An 18,521-nucleotide genomic window follows, 5' to 3' on the forward strand; every position below is an offset into this window, starting at 1 on the left:
TTGTGAAGGTTCGACCTACTGAATTACAAGAACGAATAATAGCAATTGATATGATGAGAGGTTTCTCGTTACTTGGTATTTTTATCGTCAATATGCTAGCTTTCCATTCACCCTATTACTACATAAATCCCTACACTTGGTATACAAATCCGAGTGATATAGATACATTTCAATGGATAGATATCGCCTTACAAGGGAGTGTTTATCCGCTGTTCGCGATGCTGTTTGGTTATGGATTAACCATGCAATTTATTAAATCACAAGAACGAGGCATGTCGTTTATTGCACTTGGTATACGTAGATTAAGTGTGTTGTTAATTATTGGTATTATTCATGCTTTTCTTTTATGGTCTGGTGATATATTAATTACCTACGCACTTAGTGGTTTTATTGTCATCTTGTTATTACGACTTTCGCGTGTTTGGTTACTGGTGATTGCGCTTACGATATACATCATTCCTAATATGGGACTTGCGTTATTAACTTATATTTATGTAGCTACAGACGGAGTTTTTTATTCAGGCATACAAGAAATCGAAGCGTCAGTCGTTGCATTTAGTACAGGTTCTTGGAAAGATATATTTACTCAACGAGCTGCGGATTGGAGTTATGCAAATATTGAGTCTGGCGCATTGTTTCTAATTGGCATTACCATTTTGCCTTATATGTTACTTGGAGTAGTGGCTGCGAAGAGCAAATTAATTGAACGAACATCTGACAAGTTAACGTTTTGGTTTGTACTCACTTTAGTTGCTTTAGTCGTAGGATATGCGATTAAAGTTCTGCCATTTTTGATTGAACCAAATTTTTATTATATGTATGTTCAAGATATATTTGGAGGGCCATTAGTAGCTATTGGGTATGCGGGATTAATTACGATTCTCTGTCAATTATCTATGTTCCGAAAACTATTTAACCCATTAGCAAAAGTAGGACGCATGTCAATGACTACCTATTTAACGCAGTCTTTAATTGCTACCACGGTATTCTACTCTTACGGATTAGGGTTATATGGAAAAATGGATTTAATGACAGGAACCTGGATGGCGATTGGAATCTTTATCATTCAAATGATTTTTGCTGAAATATGGTTCTCTAAATTTAGCCAAGGACCTGTCGAAATTTTATGGAAAAGAGCAACATATGGCAAACAAATAAATAAAACGGATGAAAAGAATGATGAAGTGTCGTAAACTGAATTAAACAAATTCATTTTTTAGAAGGAGTGTCATTGTATGAAAATATTATCTTATCGTTTTGCAGGTCAAATCAGTTTTGGTCCTAAGGTTAAAAAGGAAGAAGCTGTTTGGGACGTTTTAGCCATACAAGACACGCTTCAAGTATTACCGAGTTTTCCAACAACAATTGTTGAAGGAATTGCGAACGGGATGGATTTTGTAGAACAAATGAGAAAGCTTGCAGAAGCTGCTTCGAAGTCTGAAGAACCTAATCAATTTAAGCGGACATTCTCAAGTATTGAATGGCTGTCACCCATTCCACGTACACCCAAAAATATTTTTGGTGTCGGGCGAAATTATGCAGATCATGCAAAAGAAATGGGTTTAGAAGTGGCTCCAGAAAATTTGATGATATTCACAAAATCACCTACTACGATTGCAGCTGATGAAGAAACATTGTCTGTTCATTCGAACGTCACTTCATCTTTTGATTATGAAGGGGAATTAGCCGTTGTAATTAGTAAAAAAGGTGATAATGTTCCAAAGAAATTAGCGTATGACCATATCTTTGGTTATACCATTGCGAATGATTTAACAGCTCGTGATCTTCAATCGAAACATCAACAATTTTTCTTAGGGAAAAGTTTGAAAGGCTCATGTCCTATGGGTCCTTATATTGTAACGAAAGATGAATTACCTGATCCACAAAGTTTATCAATTGTGACAAAAGTGAATGATGAACTGCGTCAAAATGGGCATACGAGAGATATGATTTTCTCTGTAGAGGAATTAATCGCACAAATTTCTGCTCTCGTGACGCTCGAACCAGGTGATGTAATTTTAACCGGTACCCCTTCTGGTGTTGGAAAAGGATTTAATCCTCCTAAGTTTTTAGCAGCAGGTGATACAGTAAAAATATCGGTCGAAGGAATCGGGACTTTAGCTAATCGATTCGAGTAACATACAGTGTTCATGGAATGGTCAACAAGCTAGCTTATTCATAACTCTGTAAGAACTCGACTTATGATAGGATAGATTAGAACTATTAATTAGATTAGATGAGGTGACGATTTTTGGATTTTTTAGCTAGCACACACTTACACATTGCCACTTGGGCAATTGGCATTATTTTGTTCCTTATCGCTGCTATTTTAACAAACGGCAGTAAAGGACAAAAAATTACTCATATGGTGTTACGATTATTTTATGTGTTCATCATCATAACAGGTATCGCATTATTCATCGAAGGCATGAACTTCGATATGGGTATGCTTTACGGATTGAAATTAATTGGAGGCATTTTAGTCATCGGGATGATGGAAATGGTTTTAGTTCGCTCGAAAAAACACAAGCCAACAACTATGTTCTGGATTTTGTTGTTTGTCTTCTTGTTTATCACAATGTTCCTAGGTTTCAAATTACCAATGGGCTTTAACTTTTTAGCTAGCATATAGGTTTAAACGTACGGAATACCTTAACTTAAAAAAAACCATCTTATCTGAAAGCAGATAAGATGGTTTTTTAGTTACTTTTAGGGTGAGCCATGGCTCAGTTGGTAAAATGGACGTCCAAGTTGGAATTTTTAGCATCCAAGTTGGAATAGGAAATTAACAGTTATCAAAATTTGATGGACAATGTTGCTATCTAGTATATGATTTTCACAGGTTTGACCTATATATATGTGAATTCTTTGTAAAACATGGCGAGTCTCAGTTCTGTTTGGTAAAATTACGAATGAAGATTCGTTAGAGGAGGACCTCACATGAAGGTAAATAAATGGATGCGCACTACTATTATGTTAACGTTAATTATAAGTTTGATTGTTCCACTAAATACACATGCAGAAGCAAGAAATACAATTCAAGATGAAAGTATATATGATTTATTAGTTGATCGATACTTTAATAAAACGATGGAAAATGATTTTGAAGTAGATACAAGAATACCAGGAGCATTTGCGGGTGGAGATTTCATGGGTGTGGCGGAAAAATTGAGTCACATCAAAAGAATGGGTTTTTCACTAGTATCAGTTGGGCCCGTTTTTTCTAGTGATACATATGATGGTAAACGTGTAGTGGATTATGGCATGTTAGAACGTCATTTTGGGACATCCGAAGAATTTAACACATTAATTGATAAAATGCATGAAGATAAAATGGGAATAATTGTCGATTTCCCTATACAAAAGGTAAGTTCTGAACACGTTATAGCATCTGATGTGAACAACGCATCGTGGGTCATCAACAATTCAGATGGTACGACTTCTTGGGATTTAACAAATGAAGATGCACAACAAGCGATAGTTGAGGCGGCTTTAACATTTGTGCAAGAGTATAATATTGATGGAATTCGTTTCACGTCAATTGAAGGTGTAAACATGGACTTTTTAAATTCAATGATTGAAACACTTAAAAAAGAGAATGAAGACCTTTATGTGCTTAGCAATGAACAAAGTGATGCAAATTTTGATGCGAAAGTGTTGAATGATCAAGAAGAAATGCATCGAAATGTATTTAAAACTGTAGATCAAGAAACATCTCAAATCGCACAGACATCTGTTGGAGAACCAATTATTCAACAAATCGACTCAATTGATACTCAACGTTTTACAATGGATGCGACAGAAGCGAATATGTTTCCACCAACACGCTGGAAAATGGCAATGGCTACTTTATTGTCTATTCCTGGGGTTCCAGTGATGACTTACGGGTCTGAAATTGCAGTAAATGGGGCACAGCCGCCTGAATCACATCCAATTTACAACTTTAAAACGGATGAAGAATTAATTGAATTTATCGAGGATGTTCAGTACCTTCGAAATAACTCAGCTGCACTTCGCACTGGATCGATGGAAATGTTGCATAACGAAGATGGCTTCATGGTTTATAAACGTTCTAATGATGAAGAAACTTGGATTGTCGTAATTAATAATTCTAGTAAAACTCAGAGTTTTACTTTATCAAAAGAAGTAATCGGTGATAATAAAGAGCTTCGTGGTTTATTTGAAAGTGATGTCTTAAGACAAAAAGATGATGGCAATTATCGACTTGTATTAGATCGGGAAATCGCAGAATTTTACACAGTGACTGATGAAAAAGGCTTGAACAAAGGGTATATAGCAGCGCTCATTTTAGCTAATATCTTATTTTTAACTTTTATCTATCTCGTATGGAGAAAAGGAAAGCAAAAAAAACACGAAAATAAGAATAATTAAAATTAAAATCGCTTGAGACAGTTTATGTCTCAAGCGATTTTTCACGAGATAAAAAAGTATAAGTTTTTTCGAGATGCGCTTTCGAACTATGAGCAACTATTTTAAGCTACAAGTGGCATGGGTCAGAAAATTTTATTTTCGCATTTCATCTTTCTTCAGCGACGTAGGCTTAGAGTAGCGCTTTCCACTTTGCTTACTTTGCGCGATATCCAACCATATTTATCGGATCTTTTGGTGCTGAATAGGGAGGGGCATATGCTAGTTCTAGTGCTTGTAAATCATCGACTGTAAGCCCTGCATAAATAGCAGTTGCTAGGACGTCAATACGTTTATCCACACCTTTTCCACCAACTACTTGTGCACCTAAGACTTTACGTGAGGATGGATCATAATGGATTTTCAAGAAAATTTTTGCATGGTCCGGATAATAGCCAGCATTCGAAAGTGATTTTTGAGTGATGCTTGTATAGTCTATTTGATTAGCAATTAAGGTTTGTTCATTTAATCCTGTAGATGCTACTGATAGAGAAAATACTTTGCAAATGGATGTACCTAATAAACCTTTAAAAGGAATCTTTTCACCTGAAATATGCTTCGCCACAATGTAAGCTTGTCGGTGAGCGGGCCATGCTAAAGGTACACGTTTAGCATCTCCGGTGATAAAGTCTATGTTCTCAGCAGCGTCACCAATCGCATAAATAGAGGGATCGCTAGTTTGTAAATATTCATTCGTCACAATTCCACGAGTTTTACCAATTATTAATTCAGCATTTACAGCTAGTTCTGTACTTGGAGCGACACCGATACACATTAAAATAAAATCGGCTTCAAGTTTTTCGCCTAAATCAAGATCAATGTTTCGACTTGACACGTTACTTATGAAATTGTTTTTATAAATCGTAACACCTTGGTCTTGTAGTTCCTTTTCAATTACTTGTGCGATATCAATATCTAGTATGTTCATTACTTGATGTGATTTTTCTACGATAGAAACAGTCAAACCTAGTTGAACCAGATTTTCTGCCATTTCTAGCCCGATGAATCCTGCACCAACAATTACACAACTCTTTGGTTTCTCAGTTGTGATATAGTGATTGATTTTTTTCATATCGCTAAAGTTTCGTAATGTGAACATAGTGGTGCTTTCTAATCCAGTCGTTTTCGGAACAATCGGTGTGCCTCCAGGTGATAAAATAAGCAAATCATACGATTCTTCAAATGTTTGTTGTGTTTCTAAATTTAAAACTTCTACCACTTTTTGTTGTCGATTAATATTCGTTACACGATGTTTTAAATGTACATCAATATTTCGTTTTTCTTTAAATTCTTCAGGTGTTGTGGCAAGAAGATCATCGGCCTCTTTAATTTCTCCACCGATAACATAAGGCATTCCACACGCTGCATAAGACATCGTTTCATCCTGGTCGAATATAACAATTTTAGCTTCTTTTTCATAAAAACGAATTTGGGAAGCGACAGTCGCACCTCCAGCAACTGCCCCTATGACAACGATTTTTTTCATCTTTACACTTTCCTTTCTATTGGTTGTAATTGATTTAAAAAGAAAACACCTAACGTTCCTGGTCCAGTATGAGCACCAATTACGGAGCCGATTACATGAATTTCAGTTTCCTTAGGATGGAACGTTTCTTCCACCAATAATTTCATTTCAAGTGCAAAATCCTCATCATCACCATGACAGATGGCAATAGTTTGTTCACTAAGTTTTTCGCCGCGCTCTTCCATAAGCTCAATTATGCGTTTCATTACTTTTTTACGGCCTCTTAATTTTTCGATTGGTACCAGCTTTCCATGTTCCACTTGAAGGAGGGGTTTAATGTTTAACAATCCCCCGATGACTGCACTCGTCTTTGAAACACGTCCGCCTCGAGCCATATAATCTAAATCTTCAACTGTAAACAAATGCTCCATATGCTTTGCTTTAAAACGAATGATTTCCTCTATTCGTTCTAATGGTTCACCTACAGATTTTAGACGTGCTGCCTCCTTTACAAGTAATCCACAGCCAAGGGAAGCACATTGAGAATCAATAATCGTTAATTTGAAATTAGGGAAATCCTCTTTCACCTGTTCTCGAATCATGACCGCTGTATTATGAGTACCAGAGAGTTGTGACGAGAAAGCGATATAAAGTCCTTCTTCTCCGGACTGAGCCAGTTCTTCAAAAAGCGTCAAGAATTGCTCTGGTGAAGCTTGAGAAGTTTTGGGTTGTTTCCCCTGACGAATTTCTGTATAAACTTGTTTTGCTTCAATTGTCATGATATCTAAGTATTCTGTTTCATCAATATGAACACGTAATGGAATCAAGGTGACTGAATTTTTTTCATAAAAGGATTTCGGTAAATCACAAGCACTATCTGCAAATATTCTCATCTAAATCCCCCTGTATCTCTATCATAATGACAATTTTAATCGCTCAATCAAGAACTCTGAAATACCATCTTCATTATTTGTGCCTGTAATTTCATTAGCAATATTTTTAAGTGGCGAAATGGCATTTCCCATCGCAACACCCGTTCCAGCGTATTTAATCATTTCTAAATCATTATCTTCATCACCAAACGCAATAATTCGTTGTTGTGGAATATTAAAGTATTTCGAAACCTGTGAAAGTCCAACCGCTTTATTAAGTCCACTTCGCACAATTTCAATTACATGCCAAGGTGCACCCCATCGTCTATGATCAATTACTTCAGCATGTACATCATGCAAATGCTTTCGAATCGCAGGAACTTCATGTTCCTCAGCATGAATAAGTAAACTAGTTGGGTCAGTCTTTAAATAATTACGAATATCTCCAGTTGTCACATGGGGTTTTCCAAAGCTAAATACATCGAGTAATTTCTCGTCATGGTAGTGTAAATATACATCATCCATGACTTCTGCCACAATGTTATAGAATTTATAATCGTGAACAGCATCAATGACTTCTTTCACTACTTCGAGTTTAATGGGTTCGTGAATGGAGGTAAATGTGTTGTCAGTTGGATGATGCACAAATGCTCCATTAAAATTAACAATTGGTGTTTGCAATTTTAATTGATGGTAGTAAACTTCACTAGCACGGTAGGGTCTTCCTGTAGCAATCATAATTTCATGACCTTGTTCTCGCGCTTTAAATAACGTATTTAAAGTCTTTTCTGAAATGACTTTCTCATCAGTTAATAAGGTACCATCTAAATCTAAAACAATTAAATGAGGTTGCATATAAAATGACTCCTTTCCTTCTATAAGTAAATTGTATCGTCACAACCATCTCTTAGTCAAAAATATCCATCCTGATTTTTGAACTTTATCAATTACTTTGCTACGATAACAAGTAATAGACGTAGAGGAAGTGGGTAAGATGAAAGTAGTAAATGAACGGTGGGGGAATATTCCACTATTACACGTATATAGAGAATCAGAAATAGAAAAACAAGTTCCAGTCGTGATTTTTCTTCATGGTTTCACAAGTGCAAAGGAACATAATTTACATTATGCCTATCAATTAGCGGAGAAAGGGTTACGTGTTTTATTGCCCGATGCGCACTTACATGGCGAACGACAAGAATCACTAGATGAAGTAGAGTTGTCTTTACGCTTTTGGGAGATCACTTTAACATCTATTGAAGAAGTGAATCTTTTACGGGGTGAACTAGTTGAACGAAACTTGATTGATAATGACACGAAAATTGGACTCGCTGGAACGTCAATGGGTGGTATTGTCACATTAGGCTGTTTAAAGGTTTATCCTTGGATTGACACAACCGCAGTTATGATGGGATCCCCGAGTTATGTACATTTAGCAAAGGCTCAAATGTCTCAATATGAGGCGCGCGGCTTTAAATTGCCAATTACAGATGCTGAAAGGAAGAAAATGTTAGAAACATTAAGTGTATTCGACATCACGTTAAATCCGGATGCATTAGATGGTCGTCCAGTATTCTTCTGGCATGGTAAGGCAGACAATGTTGTTCAGTATGAACCGACATTTAATTTCTATAACTCGCAAAAGAAATTGTATGATCATGATCCACGACGTTTTCAGTTTATGACTGATAAAACAGCGAGTCATGCCGTTTCAAGAAAAGGTATGCTTGCAGCGACGGATTTCGTTGCACACTATTTGTCTCTATAAGCTGTATTTGTTATGATGGATATAGAATAGTTAGAAAGGGGTATGAACATGGATCAAGATATGCGCGATAGTATGATGGGTGCACTAGAAACTGTTATCGATCCAGAGCTTGGTATTGATATTGTAAACCTCGGCCTTGTCTATGATGTAGATATAACAGAAGACGGCTTTGCAGTAGTAACAATGACATTAACTTCACTTGGTTGCCCAATGGGACCAATGATTGTCGATATGGTCAAAACATCTTTATATGATTTACCGGAAGTAAAAGAAGTCGATGTCAAGATAGTATGGACACCAGCATGGTCGAAAGACAATATGTCCCGCTACGCAAAAATGGCACTCGGTGTAAGATAAATAATTTTTAAAGGCTCCACTTACTGTTAGTTTCACAGTAAGTGGGGCTTTTTTTGGTAGTAAATGGGTGAATCCGATTAAAGTGGCGTTGAAGCCGAATAAAAAGCTCGTGAAGCCGATAAAAATTCATTTGTAGCAGATTAAATCAGTCACGAATCCGATTAAAACCTAGTTGTAGCGGAATAAAACAAACTTGAAGCAAATTAACTCAATGAAAAGCAATTTTCTTTACAGTTTCTCTCCAATAAATGTATAATTAATTCAAAGGTCAAAATAGGTCAAACAAAAGGAGTGTAATGTATATGCAACAACAACAAGAACAAAAAAGACCGCTTGAATTATATGGACGTAACTTAGTGGAGCAAGCTAGAAATGGCAAGATGGACCCTGTTATTGGCCGAGATCAAGAAATTCGTCATGTGATTCGTATTCTTTCGAGAAAAACAAAGAATAACCCAGTCTTAATAGGAGAGCCTGGAGTTGGTAAAACAGCAATTGTGGAAGGTTTAGCACAGCGCATTGTGCGCAAAGATGTGCCTGAAGGATTAAAAGAGCGTGATATTTATGAGCTAGATATGAGTTCTTTAATTGCAGGAGCAAAATATCGAGGAGAATTTGAAGAGCGTTTACAAGCTGTGTTAAAAGAGGTAAAAGAAGCAGAAGGCCGCATCATTCTATTCATTGATGAAATTCATACAATTGTAGGTGCAGGAAAAACAGAAGGGGCTATGGATGCGGGTAATATGTTAAAGCCTATGTTAGCTCGAGGTGAATTACACTGTATCGGAGCAACCACGCTTGATGAATATCGGTTGTATATTGAAAAGGATAAAGCACTGGAACGTCGTTTTCAACAAGTGTTAGTTCGAGAACCAACAGTTGAAGATACGGTATCCATATTGAGAGGCTTAAAAGAACGCTTTGAATTACACCATGCCGTTCGTATTCATGACCGTGCGATAGTGGCAGCAGCTCAGTTATCGAACCGTTATTTAACTGAGAGATTTTTACCAGACAAAGCGATCGATTTAGTCGATGAAGCCTGTGCAATGATTCGTACTGAAATTGATTCCATGCCGCAAGAACTCGATGAAGTGACACGTCGAATGATGCAACTAGAGATTGAAGAACAAGCGCTAATGAAAGAAAAAGATCAAGCAAGTAAACAGCGCCTAGCAAATTTACGTCATGAACTAGATTCTTTAAAATCTTCAACAGAGAAGATGCGCAATCAATGGACGACTGAAAAAGAGTCATTGCAATTCATCCAAAAGAAGCGGGAGCTCCTGGACATTCATCGTCGCGATTTAGAAAGTGCAGAAAATAGTTATGATTTAAATAAAGCGGCAGAACTTCGTCATGGTAAAATGCCGAAACTTGAAAAAGAGATAGCTGCTCTCGAAATAGCTCTTGAAGAGTCTTCAGACAATCGATTGCTTCGTGAAGAAGTGACTTCTGAAGAAATCGCATCTATCGTTTCCCGTTGGACCGGAATTCCGGTGACGAAACTTGTTGAAGGAGAGCGAGACAAACTTCTTAGACTTAAAGAAACGCTACAAGAACGCGTAGTTGGTCAAGATCAAGCAGTGCAGTTTGTAACAGAAGCAGTTTGGCGTGCGCGAGCAGGAATTAAAGATCCATCAAAACCAATTGGCTCATTCTTATTCCTTGGACCAACAGGTGTAGGGAAAACAGAACTTGCGAAAGCATTAGCCGCAAATTTATTTGATTCAGAAGATCATTTCATTCGTATTGACATGTCTGAATATATGGAAAAACACAGTGTATCACGTCTTATAGGAGCACCTCCTGGTTACATTGGGTATGAAGAAGGTGGCCAACTGACAGAGATGGTTCGACGCAATCCATATTCAGTGGTCTTGCTTGATGAAATTGAAAAAGCTCATCCAGATGTCGCAAATATTTTGCTCCAACTTTTAGACGATGGACGCATAACAGATAGTCAAGGAAGAGTGGTCAATTTCTCTAATACCGTTGTCATTTTGACATCAAATATTGGTTCTCAGTATTTACTAGAAGGTGGAGACCAAGCAGAATCATTAGTGATGTCAGCCCTTCGATCACATTTTAAACCAGAATTATTAAATCGGATGGATGAAATCGTGTTATTTCATTCATTAAAAGGATCACATTTTACTTCTATAACCGAGAAGTATTTAGCTCAGTTGGCGAAGCGACTAAAAGAGCAGGAAGTCAACATAATGTTTTCACAACAATTAATTGATTGGGTAGTAGCTGAAGGAACAGATGCAGCATTTGGAGCACGGCCTTTGCGTCGTTTTATTCAACGACATGTCGAGACAGCTCTAGCAAAAGCGTTACTTGGTGGGGAATTAAAACCTGGAAGTATGGTTGATGTCACCGTATTAAATGGTGCAGTAGAAGTTAATTTGAAATAAAAAAGGTTTCATCTGAAGTAATTACTTCAGATGAAACCTTTTTTAAATGGATACAGCACCGGTCTAGATTGGCACTGTTGGGTATTAATGATCTTCTGTAACCACAGGGTCGTTTGGAATAATCGCAGCAATGATGTAAATGATTACGGTAACTGCAAGCGAAATATATACGCCTAATAGAAAATCAAAAGGTACATTTGCAACTGAACTAACTACATAATTCAGCATTGTAATAAGTAAAAAAGACCAAACTAATGTAAGAATAATTTTCATGTGATTTCACCTCAAGCAGACTATTTATTAATACCATCATATCATATGAGCCAATTGTGACAAAGTATCTTTTCGAATTATCTGAAGAAGTTTGGCAAATTCGTGGCGATGTATTGAAATACCAACCGCAATTCGTTATAATTGTTACCAGGTACTAATAGAAGATAACAAATGAAATGAGGGTGAAATATGGATGTGGGAATGATTGGATTAGGAAGATATCTGCCTGAGCGAGTTGTTACAAACTTTGATTTGGAAAAACAGATGGATACAACTGATGAATGGATTCGTACACGTACAGGTATAGAAGAGCGAAGAATTGCAGACGATAATGTTGATACTTCTGATATGGCAATCGAAGCAGCAAAAGAAGCGCTAGAAGACGCCGGAATTGAAGCGCATGAAATCGGCTTAATTTTAGTCGCAACAGTTACACCAGATACGCCATTTCCTAGTGTAGCTACGATGGTTCAAGATAAAATTGGAGCTAAAAATGCTGCTGCAATGGACGTTTCTGCAGCATGTGCAGGGTTTATATATGGAGTTGTTACAGCCAAACAATTTGTTGAGTCCGGTGTATATTCTTATGTTTTAGTAATTGGTGTGGAAAAACTTTCAAAAATCACAAACTATGATGATCGAAATACTGCTGTATTATTTGGAGATGGAGCAGGAGCAGCTGTAATTGGTAAAGTATCTAAAGGACGCGGTATATTATCATTCGAGCTTGGAGCAGACGGTTCTGGTGGGAAACATTTACTTCAAAATGGACCTCATCTTGAAATGAATGGTCGAGAAGTCTTTAAATTTGCCGTTCGCCAAATGGGAGAATCAGCAGAAAATGTTATTACTAAAGCGGGTCTATCAAAAGAAGAAGTAGATTTCTTAGTTCCTCATCAAGCAAATATTCGTATTATGGAGGCTTCTAGACAACGACTCGGTTTACCTGAAGAAAAAATGTCTAAAACCATTAAGCAGTTTGGTAACACGTCATCTTCTTCCATCCCAATTGCTCTGAAAGAAGAAATTCTCTCAGGAAAAGTAAAAGATGATGATGTAGTTGTCCTTGTAGGCTTTGGCGGAGGATTAACTTGGGGTGCAATCTGCTTGAAAATGGGTAAATAGATAGTTATTTCTGCAGCTTTTATGAAAGATTGAAAGATTAATTTTTAGATGTTTCAAAAGTTGGCAAGCATTTGGAAGCCCTCTTTATAAAGAGTTTCCGAATAATTGCCAACTAATTCTCTTTTTAGGAAACTCAAATCTTATCATGAAATTTCCAGGTATTTTTTTAACATGAATATATATGAAGAAACACAATAATAATGGCTACATATTTTAGTTTTAACTTGAAGGGAGAATATAATCATGACAAAGCGTCGTGTTGTAATAACAGGAGTAGGGGCGGTAACTCCGCTTGGTAATAATATTGAAACGACTTGGGCAGGTATAAAAGAAGGTAGATCTGGTGTTGGACCAATAACACGTGTAAATGCAGATGATTTCCCCGCAAAAGTAGCAGCTGAAGTAAAAGATTTTGATATTGAAGCGTATGTAGAACGTAAAGAAGGACGTAAAATGGATCGTTTTACACAATTTGCATTAGCCGCTTCTATTATGGCTATGAAAGATGCAAATTTAGAATTAACCCCTGAACTTGGTCTTCGCACGGGAGTTTGGATTGGATCAGGTATTGGTGGGATGGAAACGTATGAAGCACAATTCCGTAATTTTCTTGACCGCGGTTATCGTCGAGTGAGTCCGTTCTTAATTCCTATGATGATTCCTGATATGGCAGCAGGACAAGTATCCATTTATTTCGGAGCAAAAGCAATGAATTCATGTACAGTAACAGCCTGTGCATCAGGTACCAACTCAATTGGTGATGCGTTTAAAGTAATTGAACGTGGGGAAGCTGATGTGATGATTTCTGGAGGAGCTGAAGCACCTGTAACGAATATGTCAGTAGCTGGATTTTGTTCAAACACTGCTCTTTCGCTTAACAAAGATCCTCAAACAGCTTCACGTCCATTTGATGCAAACCGCGATGGATTTGTCATTGGTGAAGGTTCAGGTATAGTTATTTTAGAAGAGTATGAACACGCGAAAGCACGTGGTGCAAGAATTTATGCTGAGATTATTGGCTATGGTTCAACTGGTGATGCCCATCATATTACAGCACCAGCTCCTGATGGAGAAGGAGCTGCTCGAGCAATGAAACAAGCGCTTGAAGATGCTGGAATTAATCCTTCACAAGTGGATTACATTAATGCACACGGAACAAGTACTCCATACAATGATCAATTTGAAACAATGGCGGTTAAATCGGTATTTGGTGAACATGCATACAAACTTGCTATGAGTTCAACGAAATCAATGACAGGACATTTACTAGGAGCAGCTGGTGGGATTGAAGCCGTCTTCACGGCGCTTGCTATTCACGAAAGTATTTTACCTCCAACAATGAATTTAGAAAACCCAGATCCAATTTGTGATTTGGATTATGTTGCGAATGCTGCGCGTAATAAAGAGATTGAATACGCAATGAGTAATTCACTAGGTTTTGGCGGTCATAATGCAAGCTTACTATTTAAAAAAATATAACCACATTTATCTCCTCTTTTGAGGAGATTTTTTTATGTCTGAACCCTATAAATTACTAAATATTTAAACGATTCTACAAGCTATCTGTCAACTAACTACTCTTATCCTTCAGAATTTCTTCCTCTCCATACCACATTATTATTGCAAAGCATAAAATTAATTTTATGGTTAGTAAAAGCATTTGAATTTACAAACTACAATTTTCAATGAAAAATAATAATTATTTTTATTATTACGGATTCCGTACTAAACCTTGGTATTCCTAACATTATTCATCAAAAGTAATTACAAAATAAAGTAAAAACAGGAAAATCTAAAAAAATATGTTGCCGTAGTAATATTTCTGTAATAGTATTTATTATTAGATGAACAATTAACAGAAGAATTGGAATTTTGGGAAGAAGGAGTAAATTTTACCGCATCTTAGTATTTACTTGAGAGGAGTATTAGTTTGAACACATCGCAAGTGCTTTTAACAATAACCGACTTACATACTGGATTTCGTATTAAAGATACATATTTTAATGCTGTGGATGGAGTCTCCATTCATTTAAAAAAGAATGAAATTTTAGCGATTGTTGGAGAATCAGGATGCGGTAAAAGTTCGTTAGCAACTTCTATTATTGGGCTTCATGATCCAAATAACACTAAAATAACTGGTGAAATACAGTTTAAAGGTTTTGATTTAGCAAAACTGACAGATGAAAAACTAAATAAGGTACGTGGGAACGATATTGGCATGATCTTCCAAGATCCTTTATCTGCTTTAAATCCTTTAATGCGTATTGGTGATCAAATTGAAGAGAGTTTAATCTATCATACAAAACTTTCGAAAGTTGAAAGATTAAAGCGTGTAATTGAACTAATTAATCAAGTTGGGATTCCAAATCCAAACAGAGTTGTGAAACAATTTCCACATCAACTATCAGGTGGCATGCGTCAACGAGTAATTATCGCTATTGCCATATCTTGTAAGCCATCCATCATTATTGCGGACGAACCAACCACAGCATTAGATGTAACAATACAAGCTCAAATATTAGATTTACTTAAAAATTTACAAACTGAAACTGAATCAGGCATTATCTTGATTACTCATGACTTAGGAGTAGTGGCAGAAGTGGCCGATCGAGTAGCTGTTATGTATGCAGGACAAATCATTGAAGAAGCTCCGGTTGAAGAGTTATTCAATAATCCTATACATCCTTATACAAGATCTTTATTAAACTCAATTCCACAAACACACAGTGATAATGAAAAATTAGAAGTCATCCAAGGTTTAGTTCCTTCATTAGTTAACTTACCACGCGATGGTTGTCGCTTTGCCCCGAGAATTCCTTGGATTCCAAAGGAGGCACACGAAACAAAACCACAACTTCACGAAATAGCACCAGGACATTTTGTTCGATGTACCTGCTGGAATCGCTTTCATTTTGAAGGTGAAGAGGGGGAAGTTTAACATGAGTTTTATGGAAATAAAAGATTTACGCGTTCACTATCCCATTCGTGGCGGTTTCTTTAATACAATCGTTGATCATGTACATGCTGTTGATGGCATTAATATGGAATTCGAAAAAGGTAAAACATATGGTTTGGTAGGCGAATCTGGATGTGGTAAATCCACAACAGGCAAAGCCATTATCGGACTTGAGAAAATAACCTCGGGTAAAATCATTTACGAAGGGAAAGATGTGACCAATAAGCGTCGCCAACGTAACTCTTCGTATAATCGTGATATTCAAATGATTTTCCAAGATGCACACTCAAGTTTAAATCCGCGCAAACGCGTGCAAGATATCTTGGCGGAGCCTATCAGGAATTTTTTAAACCTCTCTGTTTCAGAAGAAAAGCGAAAAATTAATGAATTATTAGCTATCGTAGGAATGCCAGAAGATGCAAAAGTGAAATACCCTCATGAATTCTCTGGTGGCCAAAAGCAGCGAATTGGTATTGCACGAGCGATTGCTACTAATCCAAAGCTCATTATTGCGGATGAGCCAGTTTCGGCACTAGATTTATCGGTACAAGCACAGGTTTTAAATTTCTTGAAAGATATTCAAGATGAATTGGGATTAAGCTATTTATTCATATCGCATGATCTTGGAGTAGTGAAACATATGTGTGATCATGTTTCGATTATGTATAAAGGACGATTTGTAGAGTCTGGATCGAAGAAAGATATTTATCAAACACCTCAGCATATATACACAAAAAGGTTATTGTCAGCAATTCCTACTATTGAGCCTTCAAGTAGAGTGGAACGTAAAGTAGAACGTATAAATGTAGAGAAAAATTACCAAATTGATAATCATCAATACTTTGATGCAAACGGTCGCGTGTATGACCTTCAACCAATTTCTGATACGCATGAAGTAGCGATGTCGGAAAGCAAAGAGGGGGTTATATGATATGTGGAAAACGATAATTCGACGCATTTTGCTTATGATTCCACAATTATTAGCTTTAAGTCTATTAATCTTTATTATGGCTAAGTTTATGCCAGGAGATCCTTTTACTGGAATGGTTACTCCTGATACCGACCCTGCTCGCATAGAAGAATTGCGCCAACAAGCAGGTTTTTATGACCCATGGTATCAACAATATGGTACATGGATGATGAATGCGGTTCAAGGTGATTTCGGAAAAAGTTATACGTATAAAGTGGCAGTAGCGGACCTTATAGGGGATCGAGCACTTAATACATTGTGGTTAGCCTTAGTGAGTGTGTTTTTACTTTATGTAATTGCCATTCCTCTAGGTGTCCTAGCAGGGCGCTATCAGAATACATTTTTAGATAAAACGGTTGTTCTATATAGCTTTATTAGTTATGCGATTCCGGTATTCGTTCTATCCCTTATATTCTTATATATTTTCGGATACAAGCTACAATGGTTCCCTACAAGCGGAACAGTTGATATCAAATATGAAAATGGATCCTTAGGTTATATTTGGAGTAAATTTTATCATCTTCTATTACCAGCCATTACGTATGCCATTCTTGGAACGACTGGTGTCATTCAATATTTACGTACAGAAGTAATAGATGCAAAGTCTCAAGATTATGTTCGTACTGCACGTAGTAAAGGGATTCCCTTAAATAAAGTGTACTCACGACATATTTTCCGGAATTCTTTATTGCCAATCGCTGCATTTTTAGGTTTTACTATCACTGGTTTACTTGGTGGATCCATCTTTATTGAAACCATTTTCAGCTATCCTGGAATGGGACAACTATTCATTCAATCCATTTCTGGACGTGATTATAGTGTAATTACTGCTTTGGTTATGCTGTACGGATTCTTAACATTATTAGGAAGTCTATTATCCGACATTATTATGAGTATTGTAGATCCAAGAATTAGGATAGATTGACGAAAATAATGGTTAAGGAGAGTGTACTCACATGAAAGAGCAGACAGAAAATGTAGTGATTCAATCTGAACATCCAGAAAGCTCTCCGCCTACTGGATTTCAAGTAATCATGCGTGAATTTAAAAAAGATAAACTTGCGATGTTTTCCCTTATCGCATTAGTAGTAGTGATTGTCGGGATTTTCATTTGGTCCCTGTTAATAGATCAACAACAAATGATGCGCGTTAGTTTACGTGATAAATTTGCAGAACCTGGAGACAAGTTCTTGTTAGGTGCTGATCAAGGTGGTCGAGATATCTTAGGGCAACTGATAATCGGAGCACGTAATTCTATTGCGATTGCCATGGCGGTTACTTTATTAACAGGTGTAGTTGGAATCATGATTGGTTTGACTACAGGTTACTTTGGCGGTTGGATTGACAACATCTTTATGCGAATCATTGATTTCTTTATTACGATTCCATCTTTGATGATTATTATTGTCTTTGTTACCATCGTGCCAAAATACAATATTCCAATTTTCATTTTGATTGTCAGTGTATTCTTATGGCCAGGCACAGCTCGTCTGATTCGAAGCAAGGCACTCTCTGAAAGTCGGAGAGACTATATTAACGCTTCGAAAACAATGGGGACAAGTGATGCGGTCATCATTTTCAAAAAAATGATGCCAAATCTTAGCTCTATATTAATTGTTGAACTTACTTTGAACTTTGCAGGGAATGTTGGAATTGAAACGGGTCTTTCGTTCTTAGGATTCGGATTGCCGCCATCTACACCAAGTTTAGGGACACTAGTAAGTTATGCGGTCAACCCGTTGGTGCTTAAGGAAATGTGGTGGGTTTGGTTACCAGCATCACTACTTATTCTGTTCTTGATGTTGGGAATTAACTATGTTGGTCAAGCTATTCGTCGATCTGCCGATGCGAAGCAACGCTTAGGGTAACACCTAATTAATAGTGGTA

17 protein-coding genes are annotated in these 18,521 nt (G+C 36.9%); 13 read left to right on the forward strand and 4 right to left on the reverse strand.

The window, feature by feature from the left end:
• Positions 1–2 precede the first annotated feature (2 nt).
• The 4 genes from C406_RS0115480 to C406_RS0115495 all read left to right on the forward strand — a co-directional run bounded on the left by C406_RS0115480 (position 3) and on the right by C406_RS0115495 (position 4,392).
• Positions 3–1,193, forward strand: a complete 1,191-nt coding sequence (locus C406_RS0115480; RefSeq protein ID WP_017381565.1) for a DUF418 domain-containing protein — start codon at positions 3–5, stop codon at positions 1,191–1,193.
• Positions 1,194–1,235: 42 nt separating this feature from the next.
• The gene (locus C406_RS0115485; RefSeq protein WP_017381566.1) at positions 1,236–2,138 is read left to right on the forward strand and encodes a fumarylacetoacetate hydrolase family protein; all 903 of its coding nucleotides are present in this window, start codon (positions 1,236–1,238) and stop codon (positions 2,136–2,138) included.
• A 113-nt stretch (positions 2,139–2,251) separates the two neighbouring features.
• Positions 2,252–2,632 carry a YisL family protein gene (locus C406_RS0115490; RefSeq protein WP_017381567.1) on the forward strand — a complete coding sequence of 127 codons (381 nt, stop codon included), beginning with the start codon at positions 2,252–2,254 and terminating at the stop codon, positions 2,630–2,632.
• A 308-nt stretch (positions 2,633–2,940) separates the two neighbouring features.
• On the forward strand, positions 2,941–4,392 hold the full coding sequence (locus tag C406_RS0115495) for an alpha-amylase family glycosyl hydrolase (RefSeq protein ID WP_017381568.1): 1,452 nt from the start codon (positions 2,941–2,943) through the stop codon (positions 4,390–4,392).
• Positions 4,393–4,585: 193 nt separating this feature from the next.
• On the opposite strand, the gene C406_RS0115500 is transcribed toward C406_RS0115495, so the two are convergent.
• The 3 genes from C406_RS0115500 to C406_RS0115510 are packed head-to-tail and all read right to left on the reverse strand — an operon-like array spanning position 4,586 to position 7,620.
• Positions 4,586–5,914, reverse strand: coding sequence for a CoA-disulfide reductase (locus C406_RS0115500; RefSeq protein WP_017381569.1), 1,329 nt, complete (start codon positions 5,912–5,914; stop codon positions 4,586–4,588).
• A gap of 2 nt (positions 5,915–5,916) precedes the next feature.
• Complete coding sequence (locus C406_RS0115505) at positions 5,917–6,786, reverse strand: DegV family protein (RefSeq protein WP_017381570.1); 870 nt, start codon at positions 6,784–6,786, stop codon at positions 5,917–5,919.
• 21 nt (positions 6,787–6,807) lie between these two features.
• Positions 6,808–7,620: a Cof-type HAD-IIB family hydrolase gene (locus C406_RS0115510; RefSeq protein ID WP_017381571.1), complete on the reverse strand. Its 813-nt coding sequence runs from the start codon at positions 7,618–7,620 to the stop codon at positions 6,808–6,810.
• A 139-nt stretch (positions 7,621–7,759) separates the two neighbouring features.
• Between C406_RS0115510 and C406_RS0115515 the strand changes: the two genes are divergently transcribed.
• The 3 genes from C406_RS0115515 to C406_RS19680 all read left to right on the forward strand — a co-directional run bounded on the left by C406_RS0115515 (position 7,760) and on the right by C406_RS19680 (position 11,310).
• Positions 7,760–8,533, forward strand: a complete 774-nt coding sequence (locus tag C406_RS0115515) for a prolyl oligopeptidase family serine peptidase (RefSeq protein WP_017381572.1) — start codon at positions 7,760–7,762, stop codon at positions 8,531–8,533.
• A gap of 48 nt (positions 8,534–8,581) precedes the next feature.
• Entirely contained in the window at positions 8,582–8,890 is a 309-nt protein-coding gene (locus C406_RS0115520) for a metal-sulfur cluster assembly factor (protein WP_017381573.1), read from the forward strand.
• Positions 8,891–9,192: 302 nt separating this feature from the next.
• A complete protein-coding gene (locus C406_RS19680) occupies positions 9,193–11,310 on the forward strand; it encodes an ATP-dependent Clp protease ATP-binding subunit (RefSeq protein ID WP_017381574.1) in 2,118 nt (705 codons plus the stop codon).
• Positions 11,311–11,394: 84 nt separating this feature from the next.
• Here C406_RS19680 and C406_RS0115530 read toward each other — a convergent pair whose 3' ends face one another.
• The gene (locus tag C406_RS0115530; RefSeq protein WP_017381575.1) at positions 11,395–11,583 is read right to left on the reverse strand and encodes a DUF2929 family protein; all 189 of its coding nucleotides are present in this window, start codon (positions 11,581–11,583) and stop codon (positions 11,395–11,397) included.
• Positions 11,584–11,772: 189 nt separating this feature from the next.
• Between C406_RS0115530 and C406_RS0115535 the strand changes: the two genes are divergently transcribed.
• From C406_RS0115535 to C406_RS0115560, 6 genes are all read left to right on the forward strand, one after another.
• A complete protein-coding gene (locus C406_RS0115535) occupies positions 11,773–12,708 on the forward strand; it encodes a beta-ketoacyl-ACP synthase III (RefSeq protein WP_017381576.1) in 936 nt (311 codons plus the stop codon).
• Positions 12,709–12,951: 243 nt separating this feature from the next.
• On the forward strand, positions 12,952–14,187 hold the full coding sequence (fabF, locus tag C406_RS0115540) for a beta-ketoacyl-ACP synthase II (protein ID WP_017381577.1): 1,236 nt from the start codon (positions 12,952–12,954) through the stop codon (positions 14,185–14,187).
• A 451-nt stretch (positions 14,188–14,638) separates the two neighbouring features.
• Positions 14,639–15,646: an ABC transporter ATP-binding protein gene (locus C406_RS0115545; RefSeq protein ID WP_017381578.1), complete on the forward strand. Its 1,008-nt coding sequence runs from the start codon at positions 14,639–14,641 to the stop codon at positions 15,644–15,646.
• A gap of 1 nt (position 15,647) precedes the next feature.
• Positions 15,648–16,595, forward strand: a complete 948-nt coding sequence (locus C406_RS0115550; protein WP_017381579.1) for an ABC transporter ATP-binding protein — start codon at positions 15,648–15,650, stop codon at positions 16,593–16,595.
• A 1-nt stretch (position 16,596) separates the two neighbouring features.
• Positions 16,597–17,559 (forward strand): oligopeptide ABC transporter permease, encoded by a 963-nt coding sequence (opp4B, locus tag C406_RS0115555; protein ID WP_017381580.1) that lies wholly within the window; start codon positions 16,597–16,599, stop codon positions 17,557–17,559.
• Positions 17,560–17,590: 31 nt separating this feature from the next.
• On the forward strand, positions 17,591–18,502 hold the full coding sequence (locus tag C406_RS0115560; protein WP_017381581.1) for an ABC transporter permease: 912 nt from the start codon (positions 17,591–17,593) through the stop codon (positions 18,500–18,502).
• The last annotated feature ends 19 nt before the right edge of the window (positions 18,503–18,521 follow it).

This window comes from Paenisporosarcina sp. TG-14, from assembly GCF_000297555.1.
GTDB lineage: Bacteria > Bacillota > Bacilli > Bacillales_A > Planococcaceae > Paenisporosarcina > Paenisporosarcina antarctica.

Excerpts from the sequence above, each read along its gene's own strand:
- C406_RS0115500 (WP_017381569.1), bottom strand. The coding sequence starts at position 5,914 with ATGAAAAAAATCGTTGTCATAGGGGCAGTTGCTGGAGGTGCGACTGTC.
- C406_RS0115515 (WP_017381572.1), top strand. The coding sequence starts at position 7,760 with ATGAAAGTAGTAAATGAACGGTGGGGGAATATTCCACTATTACACGTA.
- C406_RS0115535 (WP_017381576.1), top strand. The coding sequence starts at position 11,773 with ATGGATGTGGGAATGATTGGATTAGGAAGATATCTGCCTGAGCGAGTT.
- C406_RS0115560 (WP_017381581.1), top strand. The coding sequence starts at position 17,591 with ATGAAAGAGCAGACAGAAAATGTAGTGATTCAATCTGAACATCCAGAA.
- opp4B (WP_017381580.1), top strand. The coding sequence starts at position 16,597 with ATGTGGAAAACGATAATTCGACGCATTTTGCTTATGATTCCACAATTA.
- fabF (WP_017381577.1), top strand. The coding sequence starts at position 12,952 with ATGACAAAGCGTCGTGTTGTAATAACAGGAGTAGGGGCGGTAACTCCG.
- C406_RS0115485 (WP_017381566.1), top strand. The coding sequence starts at position 1,236 with ATGAAAATATTATCTTATCGTTTTGCAGGTCAAATCAGTTTTGGTCCT.
- C406_RS0115530 (WP_017381575.1), bottom strand. The coding sequence starts at position 11,583 with ATGAAAATTATTCTTACATTAGTTTGGTCTTTTTTACTTATTACAATG.
- C406_RS19680 (WP_017381574.1), top strand. The coding sequence starts at position 9,193 with ATGCAACAACAACAAGAACAAAAAAGACCGCTTGAATTATATGGACGT.
- C406_RS0115510 (WP_017381571.1), bottom strand. The coding sequence starts at position 7,620 with ATGCAACCTCATTTAATTGTTTTAGATTTAGATGGTACCTTATTAACT.
- C406_RS0115550 (WP_017381579.1), top strand. The coding sequence starts at position 15,648 with ATGAGTTTTATGGAAATAAAAGATTTACGCGTTCACTATCCCATTCGT.
- C406_RS0115520 (WP_017381573.1), top strand. The coding sequence starts at position 8,582 with ATGGATCAAGATATGCGCGATAGTATGATGGGTGCACTAGAAACTGTT.
- C406_RS0115495 (WP_017381568.1), top strand. The coding sequence starts at position 2,941 with ATGAAGGTAAATAAATGGATGCGCACTACTATTATGTTAACGTTAATT.
- C406_RS0115505 (WP_017381570.1), bottom strand. The coding sequence starts at position 6,786 with ATGAGAATATTTGCAGATAGTGCTTGTGATTTACCGAAATCCTTTTAT.